14 protein-coding genes and 1 pseudogene are annotated in these 16951 nt (G+C 51.4%); 12 read left to right on the top strand and 3 right to left on the bottom strand.

The window, feature by feature from the left end; translation table 11 throughout:
• The first annotated feature begins 666 nt into the window (after positions 1 to 666).
• The 6 genes and pseudogenes from KUF73_RS26560 to KUF73_RS26535 form a co-directional block, all read left to right on the top strand.
• Complete coding sequence (locus KUF73_RS26560) at positions 667 to 2757, top strand: hydantoinase/oxoprolinase family protein (protein WP_218440947.1); 2091 nt, start codon at positions 667 to 669, stop codon at positions 2755 to 2757.
• Entirely contained in the window at positions 2754 to 4421 is a 1668-nt protein-coding gene (locus KUF73_RS26555) for a hydantoinase B/oxoprolinase family protein (RefSeq protein WP_218440946.1), read from the top strand. The genes KUF73_RS26560 and KUF73_RS26555 overlap by 4 nt, the downstream gene beginning before the upstream one ends.
• Before the next feature lie 42 nt (positions 4422 to 4463).
• Positions 4464 to 4973 (top strand): ABC transporter permease subunit, encoded by a 510-nt coding sequence (locus KUF73_RS26550; RefSeq protein ID WP_218440945.1) that lies wholly within the window; start codon positions 4464 to 4466, stop codon positions 4971 to 4973.
• 660 nt (positions 4974 to 5633) lie between these two features.
• Positions 5634 to 6287, top strand: coding sequence for a GntR family transcriptional regulator (locus KUF73_RS26545; protein WP_218440944.1), 654 nt, complete (start codon positions 5634 to 5636; stop codon positions 6285 to 6287).
• A 387-nt stretch (positions 6288 to 6674) separates the two neighbouring features.
• Positions 6675 to 7031, top strand: coding sequence for an arsenate reductase (glutaredoxin) (gene arsC, locus KUF73_RS26540; RefSeq protein ID WP_218440943.1), 357 nt, complete (start codon positions 6675 to 6677; stop codon positions 7029 to 7031).
• 1402 nt (positions 7032 to 8433) lie between these two features.
• Positions 8434 to 8662, top strand: a pseudogene (locus tag KUF73_RS26535) (transposase); the annotation flags it as partial.
• 114 nt (positions 8663 to 8776) lie between these two features.
• On the opposite strand, the gene KUF73_RS26530 reads toward KUF73_RS26535, so the two are convergent.
• The 3 genes from KUF73_RS26530 to KUF73_RS26520 form a co-directional block, all read right to left on the bottom strand.
• Entirely contained in the window at positions 8777 to 9685 is a 909-nt protein-coding gene (locus KUF73_RS26530) for a MurR/RpiR family transcriptional regulator (RefSeq protein ID WP_218440942.1), read from the bottom strand.
• A 219-nt stretch (positions 9686 to 9904) separates the two neighbouring features.
• Positions 9905 to 10450, bottom strand: a complete 546-nt coding sequence (locus KUF73_RS26525; RefSeq protein ID WP_218440941.1) for a hypothetical protein — start codon at positions 10448 to 10450, stop codon at positions 9905 to 9907.
• Positions 10450 to 10869 (bottom strand): hypothetical protein, encoded by a 420-nt coding sequence (locus KUF73_RS26520; RefSeq protein WP_218440940.1) that lies wholly within the window; start codon positions 10867 to 10869, stop codon positions 10450 to 10452. Before KUF73_RS26520 ends, KUF73_RS26525 begins: the two co-directional genes overlap by 1 nt.
• 255 nt (positions 10870 to 11124) lie before the next feature.
• Between KUF73_RS26520 and hutH the strand changes: the two genes are divergently transcribed.
• The 6 genes from hutH to KUF73_RS26490 all read left to right on the top strand — a co-directional run bounded on the left by hutH (position 11125) and on the right by KUF73_RS26490 (position 16945).
• Entirely contained in the window at positions 11125 to 12657 is a 1533-nt protein-coding gene (gene hutH, locus KUF73_RS26515) for a histidine ammonia-lyase (protein ID WP_218440978.1), read from the top strand.
• A gap of 511 nt (positions 12658 to 13168) precedes the next feature.
• Positions 13169 to 14413: an OprD family porin gene (locus KUF73_RS26510; protein ID WP_218440939.1), complete on the top strand. Its 1245-nt coding sequence runs from the start codon at positions 13169 to 13171 to the stop codon at positions 14411 to 14413.
• Between the two features lie 291 nt (positions 14414 to 14704).
• Positions 14705 to 15457, top strand: coding sequence for a hypothetical protein (locus KUF73_RS26505; RefSeq protein WP_218440938.1), 753 nt, complete (start codon positions 14705 to 14707; stop codon positions 15455 to 15457).
• 115 nt (positions 15458 to 15572) lie between these two features.
• Positions 15573 to 15803 carry an AlpA family phage regulatory protein gene (locus KUF73_RS26500; RefSeq protein ID WP_218440937.1) on the top strand — a complete coding sequence of 77 codons (231 nt, stop codon included), beginning with the start codon at positions 15573 to 15575 and terminating at the stop codon, positions 15801 to 15803.
• 4 nt (positions 15804 to 15807) lie between these two features.
• Positions 15808 to 16650 (top strand): ParA family protein, encoded by an 843-nt coding sequence (locus KUF73_RS26495; RefSeq protein WP_218440936.1) that lies wholly within the window; start codon positions 15808 to 15810, stop codon positions 16648 to 16650.
• A gap of 85 nt (positions 16651 to 16735) precedes the next feature.
• Entirely contained in the window at positions 16736 to 16945 is a 210-nt protein-coding gene (locus tag KUF73_RS26490; protein WP_218440935.1) for a hypothetical protein, read from the top strand.
• Positions 16946 to 16951: the final 6 nt, after the last annotated feature.

Here is a 16951-nt window from a genome sequence, read left to right as displayed (position 1 = left end):
TGCTGACATGGATAAGTCGTATCGAAGCCCACTGCTGTGCCGTATTGATGCCTGGCCTGCGAGCAGTCTCTTCCGCATCGTGTCAGGAATGAGGCCCTTGGTGGGGGGTATGCACGATAGCTCGCAAGGTCAGTGTCCAGTTGCCAGGGGGAATTTGAGCTTTTGGCCTAGTTCTAGTTAGGCTTTGAAAGCCAGTGCGCGACCGTGACACGGTTGGAACATAATGCCATGGCTATTGAAACTCCAGGGATGCCGTAAAGCACTCATAAAAAAACGAACTTAATTTGGGCGTCACTCATGCTTCGCGCACGTTTTTATAGCGTGCCTGAATAAAGTCAGGAGACTTTGCATGAACGGGCATGTATGAATAATTTAATGCTTGCAAATTTAGCATGGATAGATACTATCAATTGGCCGATTTGTTACTCACCAGCTGCGCGATGGCCAGGAAATCCCGACCTCCACAGACCTTCGGTACGGATACAGCCTGATACGCACGATAGCTTATCGATACGTATTAGCTAGGAGTGGACCCTCCCGGAAGGCCCCAATACTGGGATGACTGAGCAATAGCAAACGCGATTTTTTTGCCCAAGGATTGGCGCCAATACAGGCGCCTAGAACAGATAGCCTGATTTTTTGCAATTTTTATGGAGCGCACGATCTATGCTCAACTTGACTACTGAACGCCTTCGCCTGCGAATTGGCGTCGATTCAGGTGGCACCTTCACAGACATTTGTATGTTTGATGAGACGAATGACGAAATTTTCGTTTGGAAGGTGAGTAGTACGCCACAAGACCCGTCGTTAGGTATCGCCAATGCAGTCGAACAAGGCTTGCGAGAGGTTTCGCGCATTTCTGGTACTGCGGCCGATGTCCATTACTTCGGGCACGGGACAACCGTTGCTACGAACGCACTCATCGTTGGGCGTGGCGCGGAGACCGGCCTCATCACTACCGCAGGGTTTAGGGATGTCCTTGAGCTACGTCGGCAAAAACGGGACGCTCTTTATGACTTGCAAACCGAGAAACCCAAGCCAATAGCATCACGAGATCGGCGCCTTGAGGTGGCCGAACGCGTATTGTTTGATGGCACAGTGTTCCAAGAACTGGACGAAGCTGGCGTTCGCCGCGCCGCTCGCAAGCTTCGGGATGATGGTATTCGCTCCATCGCGATCTGTTTCCTATTCAGTTACGTCAACCCAGATCACGAGCTCCGCGCCAGGCGCATCGTAGAAGAAGAGATCCCAGGAGCATACGTCACGGTATCTCACGAGGTTGCCCGCGAGTTCCGGGAATACGAGCGGTTCTCCACGACTGTTGTGAACGCGTATCTCGGGCCGATCATCAAGAACTATCTACAACGACTCAAACCGCGTCTAGACGAGATCGGTGTCGACTCGCCGATGCACCTTACCCAGTCAAATGGCGGGATCATTTCGTCAGAGTCGGCACAGCGCTTCCCTGCTCGTACCGTATTGTCGGGACCAGCAGCGGGGGTAATGGGCACATTGGCGATCGCAGAAAATGCGGGTTTCGACAACCTTATTACTTTTGATATGGGTGGGACATCGACAGACGTTTCGCTTATCAAGGGTGGCGTTCCGAGCATGGCTAACCAAGCCGTCGTCCATGGACATCCGCTCAAGCTTCCGATGCTCGATATTCACACTGTTGGCGCTGGTGGTGGCTCCATTGCATATGTCGACGCTGGTGGTCTCCTGAAGGTTGGTCCCCGTAGTGCTGCAGCTGCCCCTGGACCAATCTGCTTCGACCGAGGCAACGAAGACGAGCCTACAGTAACTGACGCAAACGTCGTTCTTCAGGTGCTGAATCCCGTCGCTCTGCTTGATGGTCGCCTTCCTGTAAACCAAGCCAAAGCTAAAGCGGCTATTGCTCGCCTAGGTGCGCGTTTGGGGCTCGGCGTGATGGAAACGGCTCAGGGGATCATCAGTGTTGTGATCGCCAACATGGCCAAAGCGATTCGTGTGGTATCCGTCGAGCGCGGCCACGACCCACGGGACTATGTGATGTTCGGGTTCGGGGGAGCAGGACCTATCCATGCCTCGCGATTGGCGCGTGCTCTCGACATGCCGAAAATCGTGATCCCGAAATACCCCGGCATCATGTGCGCGCTTGGCTTGCTGTTGACCGATCTTCGTACATCAACGTCTCTGACACGGCTGCTGCCTCTAGAGAGCAGCAGTTGCGATAGCCTGGAAGGCGGGTTCGCCGAGCTGGAGCAAGATATCGCCCGTTGGTTTGAGGAGGAGGAAATACAGGAGGAGCGTCGTACTGTCTCGCGTACGCTGGATATGCGCTACGGCGGCCAAGGTTTTGAACTGGCTGTTCCGTGTCCTGTAGGTAAAGTTGACAGCGCGATGATTGAAACTCTGCGCAAGGCGTTTGAGGACGCACATCAACTCGCTTATGGCTACATTGCGACCACAGAACCAATCCAAGTGACAACACTTCGTGTGGCTGCTACTGGGCGCGTGGAGAAAGCCAAATTCCGCGCTCAGCCCCAGGCCAGCACGCTGGTTGAAGAGGCGATCGATCAAGTTCGGGAGGTCTGGATTCCTGAGGCGGGAGGCTTTACTCAGTGCCCCTTGTATGACAGGGAAAAACTTGGTCCAGGTCATGCTGTAGACGGGCCGGCCATCATCAATCAAATGGACTCCACGACGCTTGTCCTTCCAGGGCAGACCGCGCGCGTAGACTCCTATCTCAACCTGATTATCGAGGAGCGCGCATGAGCCTCAACGAACCGATGTCGGCACGTTCAGAGTCGACTAAACTTGATCCAATTACCGTCGCCGTGATCGGGAGCGCGCTTTCGACAATCGCGGAGGAAATGGGGAAGGCAGTCATCCGCGCGGCCTACTCTACGAATATCAAGGAGCGCCAGGACTGCTCCACAGCGTTGTTCGATAACGCGGGTAATACCATTGCACAAGCGGAGCACATCCCCATCCACTTGGGCTCACTGCTCGGCATCGCATCCTACGTCATCGAGCATCACGACATGACGGCGGTCCGCCCAGGAGACGTCTTCATTGGTAACGATGCATACACAGGGGGTGGTACCCACCTGAATGACATCGTGTTAATGGAGCCCGTATTCTTCAGGGACCAAATGGTCGGATGGGTTGCTAACCTTGCCCACCACTCGGACTTTGTCGACCGAGGGCACGCGCATATTTTTCAGGAAGGGCTTCGAATTCCTCCTGTGCGTCTTTACAAGGAAGGTAAGCTGCAGGATGACGTCATGGATCTTATCCTGCTCAACTGCCAAGTTCCGCACGAGCGCAAAAGTGACTTTAGGGCACAAATGGCGGCAAACCGCCTAGGAGTGCAACGCTTCCAGGATTTGTGTGAGCGCTATGGCAGCGAACTCGTTGCTCAGGCCTCGGCAGAGATTCTGAACTATACGGAGCGGCGAACTCGGGCAGGTATTGCTCTGATCCCAGATGGGGTTTATGAGTTTCAGCACGAATTTGATACAAATTTGATAGACGAGATACTCAATCTGAAGGTGCGAGTCACCGTTCAAGGTGACGAGTTATCTTTAGATTTTCCGGATGCTCCGCCGCAAGTGCGAGCTCCTATAAACATGGTATTTACCGCACTTCAGGCCACGGTATTTTTTGCGGTGAAGGCGCTTGTGGATCCAGAGATCCCCGCGAACTCCGGTTTTCATCGCCCAATCCATATCTCAGCGCCGTTGGGAAGCGTACTGAATTCGACAGCTCCCGCTGCTGTTTACAGCCGTACCGACATCGCGATGCGTCTGGTAGATATGATCTTCGCGGCGTTGTCGCCAGTGATGCCTGAACGCGTAGCCGCGGCATCTACCGGCGGTATTCTGCTGACCACCAGCGGTATCCACCCACGTACCCAGCGCTTCTATGTCTACAACGAAATGCAAGGCGGAGGGATGGGGGCTCGAGCTAGTAAAGATGGGTTGGATGGTGTCCAGGTGAACACCACCAATACCGCGAACCTGCCCATTGAGGCGCTCGAAACTGAGCATCCGATAATGGTCGAGTGTTATGAGTTTGTTCAGGACTCAGGAGGCCCTGGCGAGTTCCGTGGTGGTATGACTATGAGGCGTCGAGTTCGGATGCTGGATCATGTCGCAACGATCTCTGCAGGCGGGACGAGTACCCTGCTATCACCCTATGGGATTTTTGGCGGCCATGGCGGCACTCCCGCTCGAGTGGAAATGCCTGAGGGTGCGCCCGCACTTGAGCGCCGGAAAAGTGTTCTCCAAGCAGGTCAGGCGGTGGGAATGGTCGCTGCGGGTGGGGGAGGCTTTGGTGATCCCAAGCTCCGATCCCGCGAGCTAGTAATTCGTGATCTGAAAGAAGAGCGGATTTCAGAGGCTGCGGCCAGAGATATCTACGGCCTCGACATTTAGCCGTTGATAGGGAGCGCCGTCGCTCTACGAGAGCGGCGGCGTATGAGCGATCCCGTGGTATCACAGGTCACATCTATCATGAACCCGGTTAGCTTCATTGGTGTCGTTGGATTCGGTCCAAACGGCTGGGGGGCAACACTTCTCCAGGGCGCGGCGATCACGCTGGCAGTGACAGTGTGTGGAATGCTGCTCGGGATGGTTTTCGCGACTTTGGGAGCTTGGGCGAAAATCTTAAATCGTCGCGCTTTTGCAGGCATTGCAGAGGCATATACGACAGTTATTCGTGGTCTTCCAGACCTACCCATAATTTATATTATCTGCTTCGGGGGTAGTGCAGTCCTTACCTGGATGCAGCCGCTATTTGGGTCATCTTGGTTTTCCTATTTTCCTGGGTTTATTGCGGGAACTATTGCAATAGCCGTCACGTCAGGAGCCCAAGGGACCGAGGTACTTCGGGGTGGTTTTAATGCCGTGCACAAGGGCGAGATTGAGGTAGCTAGCGCCTGTGGAATGCCCAGATATTTGCGGTTGCGCCGGATAGTAGCCCATTGACTATGCGGCATGCTGTAACGTCTGGTTAAGTGTCTTTAAAGAGTCGTCGCTTCTTTCCGTTACTGGCCTAGCTGAACTGATGCGGCAAGCACAGGTTGGTGCGAGTTCAGCACGCCTTCCATTTGATTTTTACTTAGCTGCGGCGCTGATCTACTTCATTTTATGTGCAAGGTCGACTCTTGCGATCCAGCGCGTCGAAAAGCGCCATTCACTCAGCACCTTAGGGAGGGTATGATGGACTTCTTATTTATAAATCAGACATTTCTGCAGTTACTGCTAGGTATTCCGCTGACAATTTTGCTTGCTTTGGTTAGTGTTACGTTAGGGGGCTCTTAGGCTTCCTAATAGTGGTGCTGAGTTTGTGTCCGGTAAAGCCCGTCAGGGCTGTTGCATGGCTTTATGTTCAGTTGTTTAGAAGTGTGCCTTTGCTTGTGTTGCTATTTATTGTTTACTACGGTTTAACAAGGCTATTAGCGAAGCGCGCGCGGATGGTATAATGAAGAGTCTTTCGAGAAGACGTTCCAGATGGACGTTACGCCGCTGGATTGATCTCTAAAGATGGGGTAGCCTGTTTTTGTTAAGGATGCCGGCGGGCGGGTCGATAAGTATGTTATCGGCCTTAGCCATATGTTAAATTTAGAGCCTATACAAACCCAGAGCATGAGTAAATCAACTACAACTCGACAGCGCGGTGCTCAGTTCAGGGTCCGCGACCTTGCAAATTTGATAGAGCGTGATATCACCTCCGGCCGCCTCGGTGCCGGGGCATGGCTGAAGCAAGCCGAGCTTGAACTCACCTATGAACACTCCCGCTTAGACATTCGCCAGGCGCTTGAGAATCTGGTTGAGCGGGACGTCGTTGAGTCCATTCCAAACTGTGGTTACAGAGTTCAAACGTTTACGCAGGAGCGCGTGCAGAACATTCTGGAGATCAGATCCATACTCGAGCTTTCTGCCGTAGAGTCTGTGATTGGCAAGATGGATCTTGAGGATATTCAAACACTTAAGAGGCTTGCTCAGGCGTTTTCGGATGCTGTGGCTTCCGGAACGGCGAGAGAACAAGAAGACTGCAACAGAGCCTTTCATCACCGTCTGCTGCACCACTGCAGCAATCCGGACCTAGTCAAGATGATCTTCGACTTGCGTGACCGAATACCTCTTGCGGCACGTCGGGAAAATAACACTTCTGTCATGCTTGCAAGGTCTGTCCGCGGACACTTCGAGATTGTAGATCACCTGGCCGAGGGAAACCGTGAGGCGCTGCTGCAAACGATGCGGACGCACGTAATTGGACATACAGACTTCGTCTGCTAAGGGCCTTCGATGGAGTTATCGAACAAACACCTTTCGCTTTAGAGATGATCGATCGCCTGCCTCCAGCCGGCATCGCGTCGCGCATTGCTTCCAGCAGAACAGCAACCAAGAAACTACTCGATGCGCTTGAGTCGAACACTAGCGAGGAGCAATTACTGGATCCGAGACAACTGCGAGGCTTAAACCTCGCTCCCGAGCAAAATGAAGGCTTTGAACCGTCTCTCGCGGGTACAGTGGCATTGCGGACGCCAATAGACATTTTGCGCCTGCCCCACGAGCCTGCTCAATTGGGTTGTTTCGCTTTGCCAATGCCTGCAAGAATGTTACAGTTTTAGCAGATTTCTGTGTCTAGATTTATTTTAATCATTGCGTCATGGGTAAATTACGATGAGCATTATTATTTATCACGCTGGAGTGTGCACCCATTCTCGAGGAGCACTTGAACTCCTCCGGCGTGCAGGTTTTGAGCCTGATATCGTGGAATACCTTGTTAATCCTTTAGATCGCCAGGTTTTACTTGATCTTTTAAAGCGTGCAGGCCTTTCCGTAAGGGATATCATTCGCATCCAGGAGCAAGAATATAAAGATTTGGGCCTGGACGATAAAAGTCTAAGTGATGAGGTTCTCTTGGATGCTATTGACGCGCATCCTATTCTCATGAACAGGCCTCTTGTAGCGACTCCCCTCGGTGTTCGCCTGTGCCGGCCCGCAGAGTTGGTGCTTGAAATTTTGCCTAAAGACTAGATCCAAGCGAAACTCTTAAGTCAGCAATATTGCTGCTTTCTATTATTGCTTTGTCAGGCCTGAGCTGCTGATCGCTCTCAGTTGTGATTTTCTTCGGCTCATACACCCTCCTGATTGTTCAATCTGGTTATGGAGGCTTTATTGGTAGTTGTCCCCTCCTTACCTGTACTCTCTCGTCCACAACCTCACATCTGGTGGCCGACAACGCAGCCAATTCGTCCTGGACTGAAGAGCATGTGCCAATGTGCATACTTGGCCGAGCAATTCCTCGCAGGAAGGAATATCAATGTTGGGCTCAACCCCGCGGAGGATAGTCAATCTATGATGTTGAGATTGACAGTCAATGGTGATGGCCCATTTTTGGCTTGAGTCCCGATTTTGCAGCAGATACCGCGTTTCAATCCCTAAGAATGGTAGGTGATACGAAACGTTACATGTTAGTCATGCTCTGATCCCGCGCGGTCGGAAACCCTGTGCACGTCGGGAAGTCCTTCGCGCGGAAACTGGGAGATCTCAGCGGCACCCGGTGCGCAAGCACGCGACAGGCCTCCAACCACTTAAAGCACCAGCTGCGCATCATGTGTCTCTATGGAAAGTGTAACGCCATCCTCGTGTCTAGCAGTAAGCCAAGCCCTCATTTTGCTCACATCGAAAATTTGCCCTTGCTCCATCAGCATCAATAAGAGTTCATCGGAAACTCTATAATGTCCACAGTCTGGACAGTCTCTTTCTTCCCATGGCCCTTGGCACTGGATGCGATCTGCGGAAGCAGAACAAATAAGGCAAGTCATAGAATCACCATTAATTTTTATAGTTTGTGTCAGATCCGCTGGATGTGCAGCGTGTTCAATTAAGCAGCGCACTAATATCCCGATCACTAACTCAGCAAGAGTTGACGCTGGTCGGCCTGCTACCTCGCCACGAACGTATGAACGCGTTGAGATGGCTTGTTGCAGCCGTCGTAACCTTCGTGCACATGGCGCAGGAAGCAGCATTTTCGGTTGGCCAGTTCACTTTGATGGCGCCACGCCCACTCGGGTGGATTTCCAGGCTGAAAGTGGCGGCCGTGATTTTTGATCGTATTGCAGATGCCTTGTAATTTCAGCGGTGTCGGCACGGGTTGAAGACTGGTTGCAGGGTGACATTTTTATGTAATTGCAGTCGAATCCACTCATGATCGAGGTTCGCGTTGAGGCTGTGGGTTAGCGCGATATTGGAAATCGAGACACTGGGCTGGGCACACTATTGAATGGGCGTTGAAGGATTGGGAATACGAACGGCGCGCTGGCTGCATGGAAGATCTGCTTAAAAAGGCTAGACGATGTGTACACTTAAAGTGAAGTGCACACAATGTCTTGGCTTAGCAGGGCGGGCTAGATGCCTTCACTGGACGCATACGAACGTGCTGCATATTCATCTGTTGCTAAACAGGTTCTCCCTCAGCGATCCAGCCGTGGAAATAAGCGCTTTATGAAATCACGTACTTACGCCAGTTCGTGCTTCTGAATCTGAGCGCGCCGATCCCCGAAGACACCACAATCATGAGTTTACGGTACTTACTGGAAAAGCATAAATTGGCGCCAGCGATCCTGACGATGATTAACGATTATTTGCAGGGAAAAGGTCAATCCTAGGCGAGCAATTTATCGGTACCGAAACGACTTAGGCCTATCATGACACCTCTAACAAGAGCTAACTTTTAGGCCTATGAGGCGAACAGTTAATGACACCAGGACATATGGGCATCAGCGTATAAACACTTTTCGACGCATAGATGACCGGTCACCTGCTTCTAGACGAGCTTCTCCTCCGTCTGGCATAGCATCGCACATAGCTTCTAGGAGAACTGTAACTAGAAAAGCGCTAGATACGCTGGAATCGAAAACCAACGACGAACAAATGCGAGTTGAAAGACTGAAGTCTGGAGCGAGTCCTTGCGTAGGAAACGCCGGATCGGAAACAACAGCAAGATCGAGACCAACCTGCCTGGCATATTGAAGCGCTTGTATTGTTTCGCGAGGATAAAGTGGCATGGCAAAACTAAGAATACATGTTGCTCCAGCTTCCTTTGCCTGCTCAATCTGGTCCTCGGAAATCGATCCACCATTAGTAATGAGCCGAACATCAGGGTGGATTTTAGCTGCAAAATAGGCAAATTGAGTTGCAAGTCCCGCGGATGCGCGGAGCCCTAAAACTAGGAGTGGAGCTGATCCCGCTAGCGCGCTTCCAAACTCTCTAATTCGAGCCATGTCCTCAAGTTGCTCTGACAACTCCATGAGATTGCGCGCTTCTGCTGCCGCGGCGACCTGATACTTGTTGGCATTGTGAGTATTGGTATTTGCTGTTGTGGAAGGTTCAGTGAGAGAACGAAGAGCCCGCCGCATTTCTTGAAAGCCGGGGAACCCCAATGCTACTGCAAAGCGAGACACTGATGGCTGACTTACATTTGCCAGTTGAGCTAACTCCATACTGGTCAGATAACCTACGTCGGCAGCATGCTGCACCAGAATCTGTGTGATTCGGCGGTGAGCAGGAGTGAGGCGCCGGCCCTCAAGCCTTCGTTCAAGCTCGTTGCGCAGTAGCGTAGGATCAGCCGCAGCTTGAGGTCCTAGCGCATCAGATTTATTTTTTGGGCTACGAGCTCTGACAGCCAAGGGTATCTCCAAGTTTTAGAGTAAATACTAGCAAGCTTGGCATGTTACTCGATAGCAAAGCAAGATTGGTACCGTAAGTACACGGTAACAAGGCCATCAGATTTAGTATATTGCAAAATTATGCCCCGACTCCACCATAGCATCATGCGTGGTGAAGGACGGGGCGCTACGCGCGATCACTGTACTAGGACCGCATCGCCTATTACTGAATGTAAATTTTCACGCTTTAGTCAAAATTCCGGCGATAGCCGCAACTTCTTCTGGTTGACGGTGAGGGAAGGCTACGCCCAGATTCCATGGGAAAATGAAGTGGATCCAGCGATGCATACGGATCACATAGGTCATCATAGAGCCAGTGAGCTGGACGTATTCTTCTTTGGTTTCCAAGGTATCGAGGGCATCGCTAAACATTTGCCCTACTTCATGCATATTCGTCAGACCCAAGTCGGTCATGAACTCGAACACGTTAAACGTACCGGTCAGAAACTCACGAGTCATCTTAATGAGCGTCGGAAGCTCTACATCCGGATACTGGGAAACCTTGAGAAAGCGATAGGTCACGTCTGCGCCTACCAACATCAAATACGCTTCGAGGTGGACCAAGACGCTGAAAGATTGTTGGCCGCTGCCGGCGCCGCTATCGATGATGCCCCAGCGAATTTTCTGAATTTCTTCAGGCTCTGTCAGCCATACGCGTTCGACTTGGCGATCAATCTCTGCTTTGGCTTCGCGCCAGTTACCTTCAAATTTCTTAATGCCGGACATTATGAAGCCCTCCGAACGGTAATATTGATGACACTCCGGCGCGGTTCGGTGATCGTCTGTGCGAAGACAAATTCGCCGAGTTTCGACAGCGCTGGCAGGTCACTATCGAGAACTTGCCCAAATTTGTTGACTAGCGCGCTTTCAGTGATGGCGCCGTAGGTCAGGCAAATTGTTTGGCCTGGAGCGTACAGGTACACAGCGCCGGGCGTCCGTTTCACCATATTCGACTTACCCAAATGAACAATCTTGGTTGGCATCCAAATGGCTTCGCCAGAAATGACGACGTGGCCAAGCACGGTATCAAGTGGCAATTGCTCAAGGACCTGTGCGATGACGTCAGGGTTTTCTTGGTTAAGCAGTTGGACACGGAACTTAATATCCGGGCCCGGCGCGTGAAACTCGAGCAGGTTCGTTGACATGGGAACTCCATCGTTCTGAAAGTTTTTATGTTTGCGGCGAGACGAAGAATAAAACATTTCATTCATCCATGCAACGATTCAGATTAACGGTGGTGGCTGGTAGCGTGCAGCTGTCGCTTCGTCTGTCTTAAGCCCCTGTAAATCATAGTGTTTACGATGGATGTAACAATTTTTCACTTGGTATTGAATGAAAAAATACATTCATGTATATTTCGCTCACTGTTCATTCGTCCTTCATTCATAGGGGAAATCGGCATGATTAAGCTAACACCTGGCAAACTCACCTTGAGCCAGTTGCGCCGCATTGCGCGTGAAAACGTCTCTCTCGAACTCGACCCGGCCAGCTTCGATGCTATCGAGGCGGGTGCTCGTACCGTTCAAGCAATTGTTGCCAAAGGGGCACCTGCGTACGGCATCAACACAGGTTTTGGTTTGCTGGCAAGCACGCACATCCCTAGCGACCAGCTTGAGTTGCTTCAGAAAAATCTGGTGCTGTCTCACTCGGTCGGCGTGGGTGAACCAATGCCGCGACCGGTGGTTCGCCTCTTGATAGCGCTCAAATTGTCGAGCCTTGGCCGTGGCAACTCTGGAATCCGTCTGGAAGTGATGGAAGCCATGGTCAAGCTCTTCAATGCGGATGTGCTACCTGTAATCCCGGTGAAAGGCTCCGTAGGCGCCTCTGGTGACTTGGCTCCTCTTGCGCACATGTCAGCTACGCTGATCGGATTCGGTGAGGTGCATGTGAAGGGTGAGCGCATGAGCGCTCTCGATGGATTGCAGCTTGTCGGGCTCGATCCGCTTACATTGCAAGCTAAGGAAGGGCTCGCCCTGCTTAACGGAACCCAGGCATCTGCTGCTCTCGCGATACAGAATCTGTTTGCGATTGAGGACCTATTTAGCACTGCTCTCGTTGCAGGTGCGCTGTCGGTCGATGCTGCTATGGGTTCAGTTGCACCTTTTGATCACCGTATTCATGCGCTTCGAGGCCATCAAGGTCAGATTGATGCTGCCGCAGCTTACCGAACTCTTCTTAAAGGCTCTGAGATTAACCTGTCGCATGCTGATTGCGAAAAAGTGCAAGACCCGTACAGTCTGCGGTGTCAGCCTCAAGTTATGGGAGCTTGCCTCGATCAGATTCGGCATGCCGCCAACATACTGCTGATTGAAGCGAACGCTGTTTCTGACAATCCGCTGATCTTTCCCGAAACTGGAGAGGTTATCTCAGGAGGTAATTTCCACGCTGAGCCGGTGGCTTTTGCTGCGGATAACCTAGCTATTGCTGCCTGTGAAATTGGGTCGATTGCGGAGCGTCGTATTGCACTTTTGATTGATGCAACGCTTTCTCGTCTACCTCCATTCTTAGTCAAAGATGGTGGTATCAATTCCGGCTTTATGATTGCACATGTTACTGCCGCCGCACTTGCATCAGAAAACAAGTCACTTGCGCATCCAGCTTCTGTTGATTCAATCCCTACCTCCGCTAACCAGGAGGACCACGTATCCATGGCGACCTACGCCGCCCGCCGCTTGACCGATATTGCTGATAATGTGGCGCACATTCTAGCCATTGAACTTTTGGCTGCAGCTCAGGGCGTGGACTTGCGTGGTCCTCTTAAGACTAGCTCTACACTCCAATTGGCGATGCAAACTATCCGTCAAGAAGTCGCTCACTATGACGCTGACAGATATTTTGCTCCCGATCTTGTGGCAGCTTATTCATTGGTTCGAAACGGCAGTTTTGCCAAGTACTCACCTTGCTCTTTTGCTTCGACAATGGAAACAATATAAATAGTTACCATTTGTCATATGGTGAATGTGAGTTTTCGGTAAGTTTGTGTTGTTTTGATGGTTTGAAGGGCTGAAGACTCCCCGTCCTCGCCATATTAAGTTGATCAGGTAGCCTGCTGGTCGTTTGAGTAATATGAGCATGCCACGGATGGCGACGGGAAGGTTTGAAAGCGCCCAAACGCTGGTAAGTGGAAATGCTCGATGCCTTCGAATTTGGAATGTTGATAAGAAGCTATAAATGGTTTTGTCCAGAAATTAGGTTTCTACGGCGAGGCTATTTTCTTCAATAGCTGATTTTAAAATTTTCTGTACGAGAATTGGACAGCGTTTTCTTGCCCCCATTGGAATAGGCGCGCTATAAAACTTTAAGATGGTGTTTGCATTTCGGGCTAGGAAAGTTGACATTCCTACTGCGTGGGATGTTGGTATGGTTTTGTGTTGCGCGAATAATAACTACTCGGTAAAAATAAAAAAAACCTGATGTATGCCATAACTTAAAAAGAGGCATGTTATGAAAGTATTATTGGCTGTCGCGGCTGCAGTGCTGTTGTTGGGGAGTGCCTACACATTTGCTTCGGATGTTTCGGAGTCTGATTTTGTCAAGAAGAGTACGCTCAGCGTACTTAACCGAAATTATTATTTTGATCGGGACTACTCAGGAGATAAAGTCAAACAGAGCCAGCGCCGAGAGTGGGCGCATGGTATTATTGCGAAGTTCAACACTGGGTATACTCCCGGCATAGTCGGCTTCGGAGTAGAAACAATCGGCATGTTCGGTTTGAAACTTGATAGCAGTTCCGATCGTATTGGTACTGGCCTTCTTGCTAGCTCAGGTAATGGCGTACCTGGGATTGATGAAGCTCAAGACGAATACTCCAAGGCGGTAGGAGCAGTTAAGGTAAAAATATCAAATAGTATTTTAAAGGTAGGCGGTCAGATTGTCCATAACCCCGTTTTCTCGAACGGAGACTCCCGTTTACTTCCCGAAACGGTAGAAGGCGTGACTCTGAGTAGCACGGAAATTTCAAATCTTCTCATCGAAGCGGGTCACCTAACATCATTACGTCGTAGAGATCAGACTGATCATGCATCGGGTCCTTTGGAGGATGCTGATTATTTGGGCGGTAAGTATGATTTTACCAAAGAGCTCAAAGCTTCCCTATACGCATCGAGTATACAGAACTACTGGGATAACCGTTTTGTCGGTGTTGACTGGTCACATAGTTTGGATGCTGACCAGGCAGTAACCCTACAATACAATGCGTATCAGCAGAAAAGTATTGGGCATGAACTCGGCGGAAATTTAGATAACTTTGCGTTCAGTCTTCAAGGCAGCTACTCCTATCTCGGCAGTACCTTTACTGTAGCTGATCAGCAAACCCGCGGTCGAGGTGCTCATATGTATCTTATAGACGGGACGGACACTCTGTACTTAGCCAACTATATTCAGATCATGGACGGTGTTAATGAAGACGAAAAATCTTGGCAGTTAAGATATGACTTTAACTTTTCACAAGTTGGCATCCCAGGCCTGACTTTCATGGCGCGTTATGCTGCGGGTGACAACATCAAAGTGTCAAGTGCAGTGGATGACGGGAAAGAGTGGGAGACTGACTATCAAATAGGTTATGTAGTGCAAAGTGGTCGCGCTAAGGGACTGAGCGCGCGAGTTCGTTACGCCGACTATCGCAGCGACTTTAAATCAGACATAAAAGAGCTACGTCTTATCACAGAGTACCCACTTAACATATTTTGATTGCGTGTAAGGCTTCGAGAACCGCTCCACTGGCCTCGAAGTATCTTTTGCCGCCCATTGGGCGGTTTTTTTAGTAAAAAGTCTTTTGCACATACTACACGGGAATGCTCGCCAGGTAGAGACCTCTGATGACCAAACAACGCCATTCCTTTCCCGATGAATTCAAACAGGATGTCGACTTGCCAACACATTGAACCGTTTTATGGAACAGTCACCGCATGGAAGCTCAAACCAGTACAAGCCTCTAAACGTACCTAGCGGATCTGTTCCCTCAGACATGAGGCCGCTCCTATGTACACACCCCATAGCTACAATCCGCTGGCAAAAGTGTTTTATCGCCCCATCGACGCCGCCATACGTTGGTGCAATCTTATGGCTCATGAATCTCAGATTCTTGAGTTCACCAGGGATTGCCCCGCAGTGCTGTCCACGACCTTCCCCCAATGGCCGTGCCTCCACGCCAACACTGAAAAAATCTACGACGCGATACGTAATGGAGAACTGACTTATGGCTGTCTCGGTATTTCGGTCCCTATGGGCAGCTATGTGGAGCCTTATCAATTGACAATCCGCCACTCTGATTTGCGCCACTGGATGCAGGTTTATTTTCCCGATCAGAAGCCTGGCTTTCTGTTTGAATCAGGCAGAGACACTCATGAAAAAGTCAGTATCGGAACCTTCCTTGCGCTACAAGCGGATCGGGATACCCTCCTGCGAGAGCTGAACACGCTACAGCATCACCTCCAAGATATTTTAGTAGATCTCCGGGCCATCGGGCTTGAACGGGATGACCTCAAAGCAATGGTCAAAACGCACGGACAGCTCAGCGATCGTAGCGAACTCACCTATCAGAATATTATCGGTGCTTTGCTCAATCTCTTCCTGGACCAATCCCCTGCTGGTCACCCTCTATCCATGTTCAAGAGCCAATCTGCAATCGTCGATGCCGTTATCGCACGCCATAGCGAGGTACCCGGTCTGAGCAAACGAACGCTGGATGAAAAGTTCGCCGCAGCCAATCGCAACCTCAAAAAGAGCAAATAGACTGAAACATTGCATTGCAACACACCCGATTGCAGTGCAATGACGCCCTCCCCTTTCTGTTATTCAATTCAGGTCACTTCCCACTACGCGCCATTCCGCGCCAGGAGTGACCAGCATGTCCAGCCAATCCTCACCCATCGTTGAAGCACCTCAACTGCAGGTAGAACGTCACATCATGCGGCGTGACGAGGTGGAGCGAAAAACCGGCTTCAAGCGTGCGCACATCTACAACTTGATGAAAGAAGGGAAATTTCCTCAGGCTAAACGCATTGGATTGCGGGCTGTGGGCTGGGATTCGCTGGAGATCGAGCGGTGGGTCGCTGAGCGCTTAGGCCAGCAGGCCTGATGCCATGCGTGTGGTATCGGTGGTTTCCACTAAAGGTGGGGTAGGCAAAACCACGGTGACCGCCAATCTCGGCGGTCTGCTGGCTGATGCGGGTCTGCGCGTTCTGCTGCTGGACCTGGATAGCCAACCTACCCTCTCCAGCTATTACACCTTGAAACAGAAGGCTGATGCCGGTGCATACGAGTTCATCGCACTCAACCTTACAACGCCTGCACAGATTGTTTCCAAGACGGTCATCCCTGGGCTCGATTTGATCCTTTCCAACGACGATCAAGGCCGACTGAGCACCTTATTGCTGCATGCCCCTGATGGGCGACTGCGTCTGCGCAATTTGCTGGATGCCTTCCGCCCCAGTTATGACCTGCTTTTGATCGACACCCAGGGCGCACGTAGCGTGCTGCTGGAGATGGCCATCCTGGCCTCCGACCTAGCCCTCTCTCCCATCACGCCGGAAATGCTCGCCGCCCGCGAACTGCAGCGCGGCACCTTGAAGCTACTCAGCGAACTCGAACCATTCCGCCACATGGGCATTCCACCACCACCCTTACGACTGCTACTGAACCAGGTGAATGCCATTCGGGTGGACACCCGGATGATCATCCATGGCCTGCGCGAGACTTTCGCTGGGGCTACCCACATCTCGGTTTTAGACACGGTAGTTCCAGATCGAGTGGCGTACCTCAATGCCGCCTCCCTCGGCCTACCGGTCCACCTAATTGAGACACGCCAGTCACGGGAACGACGCTCGCCATCAGCGCTGGAAACCACGCAAGCGCTGGCCATCGAACTGTTTCCGGAATGGCGCGAAGCGATCTCTTCGGTGAGCCGATGCGCGGAGGCTCAATGAGACAAATCACCAAGCCCGCATTTCTCACCCAGTCATTGTGTTTGATCGACCTTGAGGCCAACCATGTTTGGCTAGGAGTCTTCTGATGTTGGATCAACTGCCCATCATCGTTCCACCCTCCATTCAACCACACCACCCACATTGCGAGGAGTACTGCACCGTGGTCTTTCGCCTGCAGGGTGGGCGCTCGGCCATGGGGTGGTTCCTCGCAGAACTCTCCCGACATTTCGAAGGTTCGGGCACTGCCGAGATCGTCAAGTTCGAGGTCGGTGACCATTTGCGTAACCGGCGTTAACTGAGG

The sequence above is a fragment of the Pseudomonas sp. PD9R genome (assembly GCF_019200975.1).
In the GTDB taxonomy this organism is placed as follows: Bacteria; Pseudomonadota; Gammaproteobacteria; order Pseudomonadales; family Pseudomonadaceae; genus Aquipseudomonas.
This window is presented reverse-complemented; position numbering and strand designations above follow the sequence as displayed.

Bases quoted from the DNA above. Each gene is read 5' to 3' on its own strand.
- KUF73_RS26560 (WP_218440947.1), top strand. From the start codon at position 667: ATGCTCAACTTGACTACTGAACGCCTTCGCCTGCGAATTGGCGTCGAT.
- KUF73_RS26505 (WP_218440938.1), top strand. From the start codon at position 14,705: ATGTACACACCCCATAGCTACAATCCGCTGGCAAAAGTGTTTTATCGC.
- KUF73_RS26525 (WP_218440941.1), bottom strand. From the start codon at position 10,450: ATGTCCGGCATTAAGAAATTTGAAGGTAACTGGCGCGAAGCCAAAGCA.
- KUF73_RS26500 (WP_218440937.1), top strand. From the start codon at position 15,573: ATGTCCAGCCAATCCTCACCCATCGTTGAAGCACCTCAACTGCAGGTA.
- arsC (WP_218440943.1), top strand. From the start codon at position 6,675: ATGAGCATTATTATTTATCACGCTGGAGTGTGCACCCATTCTCGAGGA.
- KUF73_RS26550 (WP_218440945.1), top strand. From the start codon at position 4,464: ATGAGCGATCCCGTGGTATCACAGGTCACATCTATCATGAACCCGGTT.
- KUF73_RS26520 (WP_218440940.1), bottom strand. From the start codon at position 10,869: ATGTCAACGAACCTGCTCGAGTTTCACGCGCCGGGCCCGGATATTAAG.
- KUF73_RS26495 (WP_218440936.1), top strand. From the start codon at position 15,808: ATGCGTGTGGTATCGGTGGTTTCCACTAAAGGTGGGGTAGGCAAAACC.
- KUF73_RS26490 (WP_218440935.1), top strand. From the start codon at position 16,736: ATGTTGGATCAACTGCCCATCATCGTTCCACCCTCCATTCAACCACAC.
- KUF73_RS26545 (WP_218440944.1), top strand. From the start codon at position 5,634: ATGAGTAAATCAACTACAACTCGACAGCGCGGTGCTCAGTTCAGGGTC.
- KUF73_RS26510 (WP_218440939.1), top strand. From the start codon at position 13,169: ATGAAAGTATTATTGGCTGTCGCGGCTGCAGTGCTGTTGTTGGGGAGT.
- KUF73_RS26555 (WP_218440946.1), top strand. From the start codon at position 2,754: ATGAGCCTCAACGAACCGATGTCGGCACGTTCAGAGTCGACTAAACTT.
- hutH (WP_218440978.1), top strand. From the start codon at position 11,125: ATGATTAAGCTAACACCTGGCAAACTCACCTTGAGCCAGTTGCGCCGC.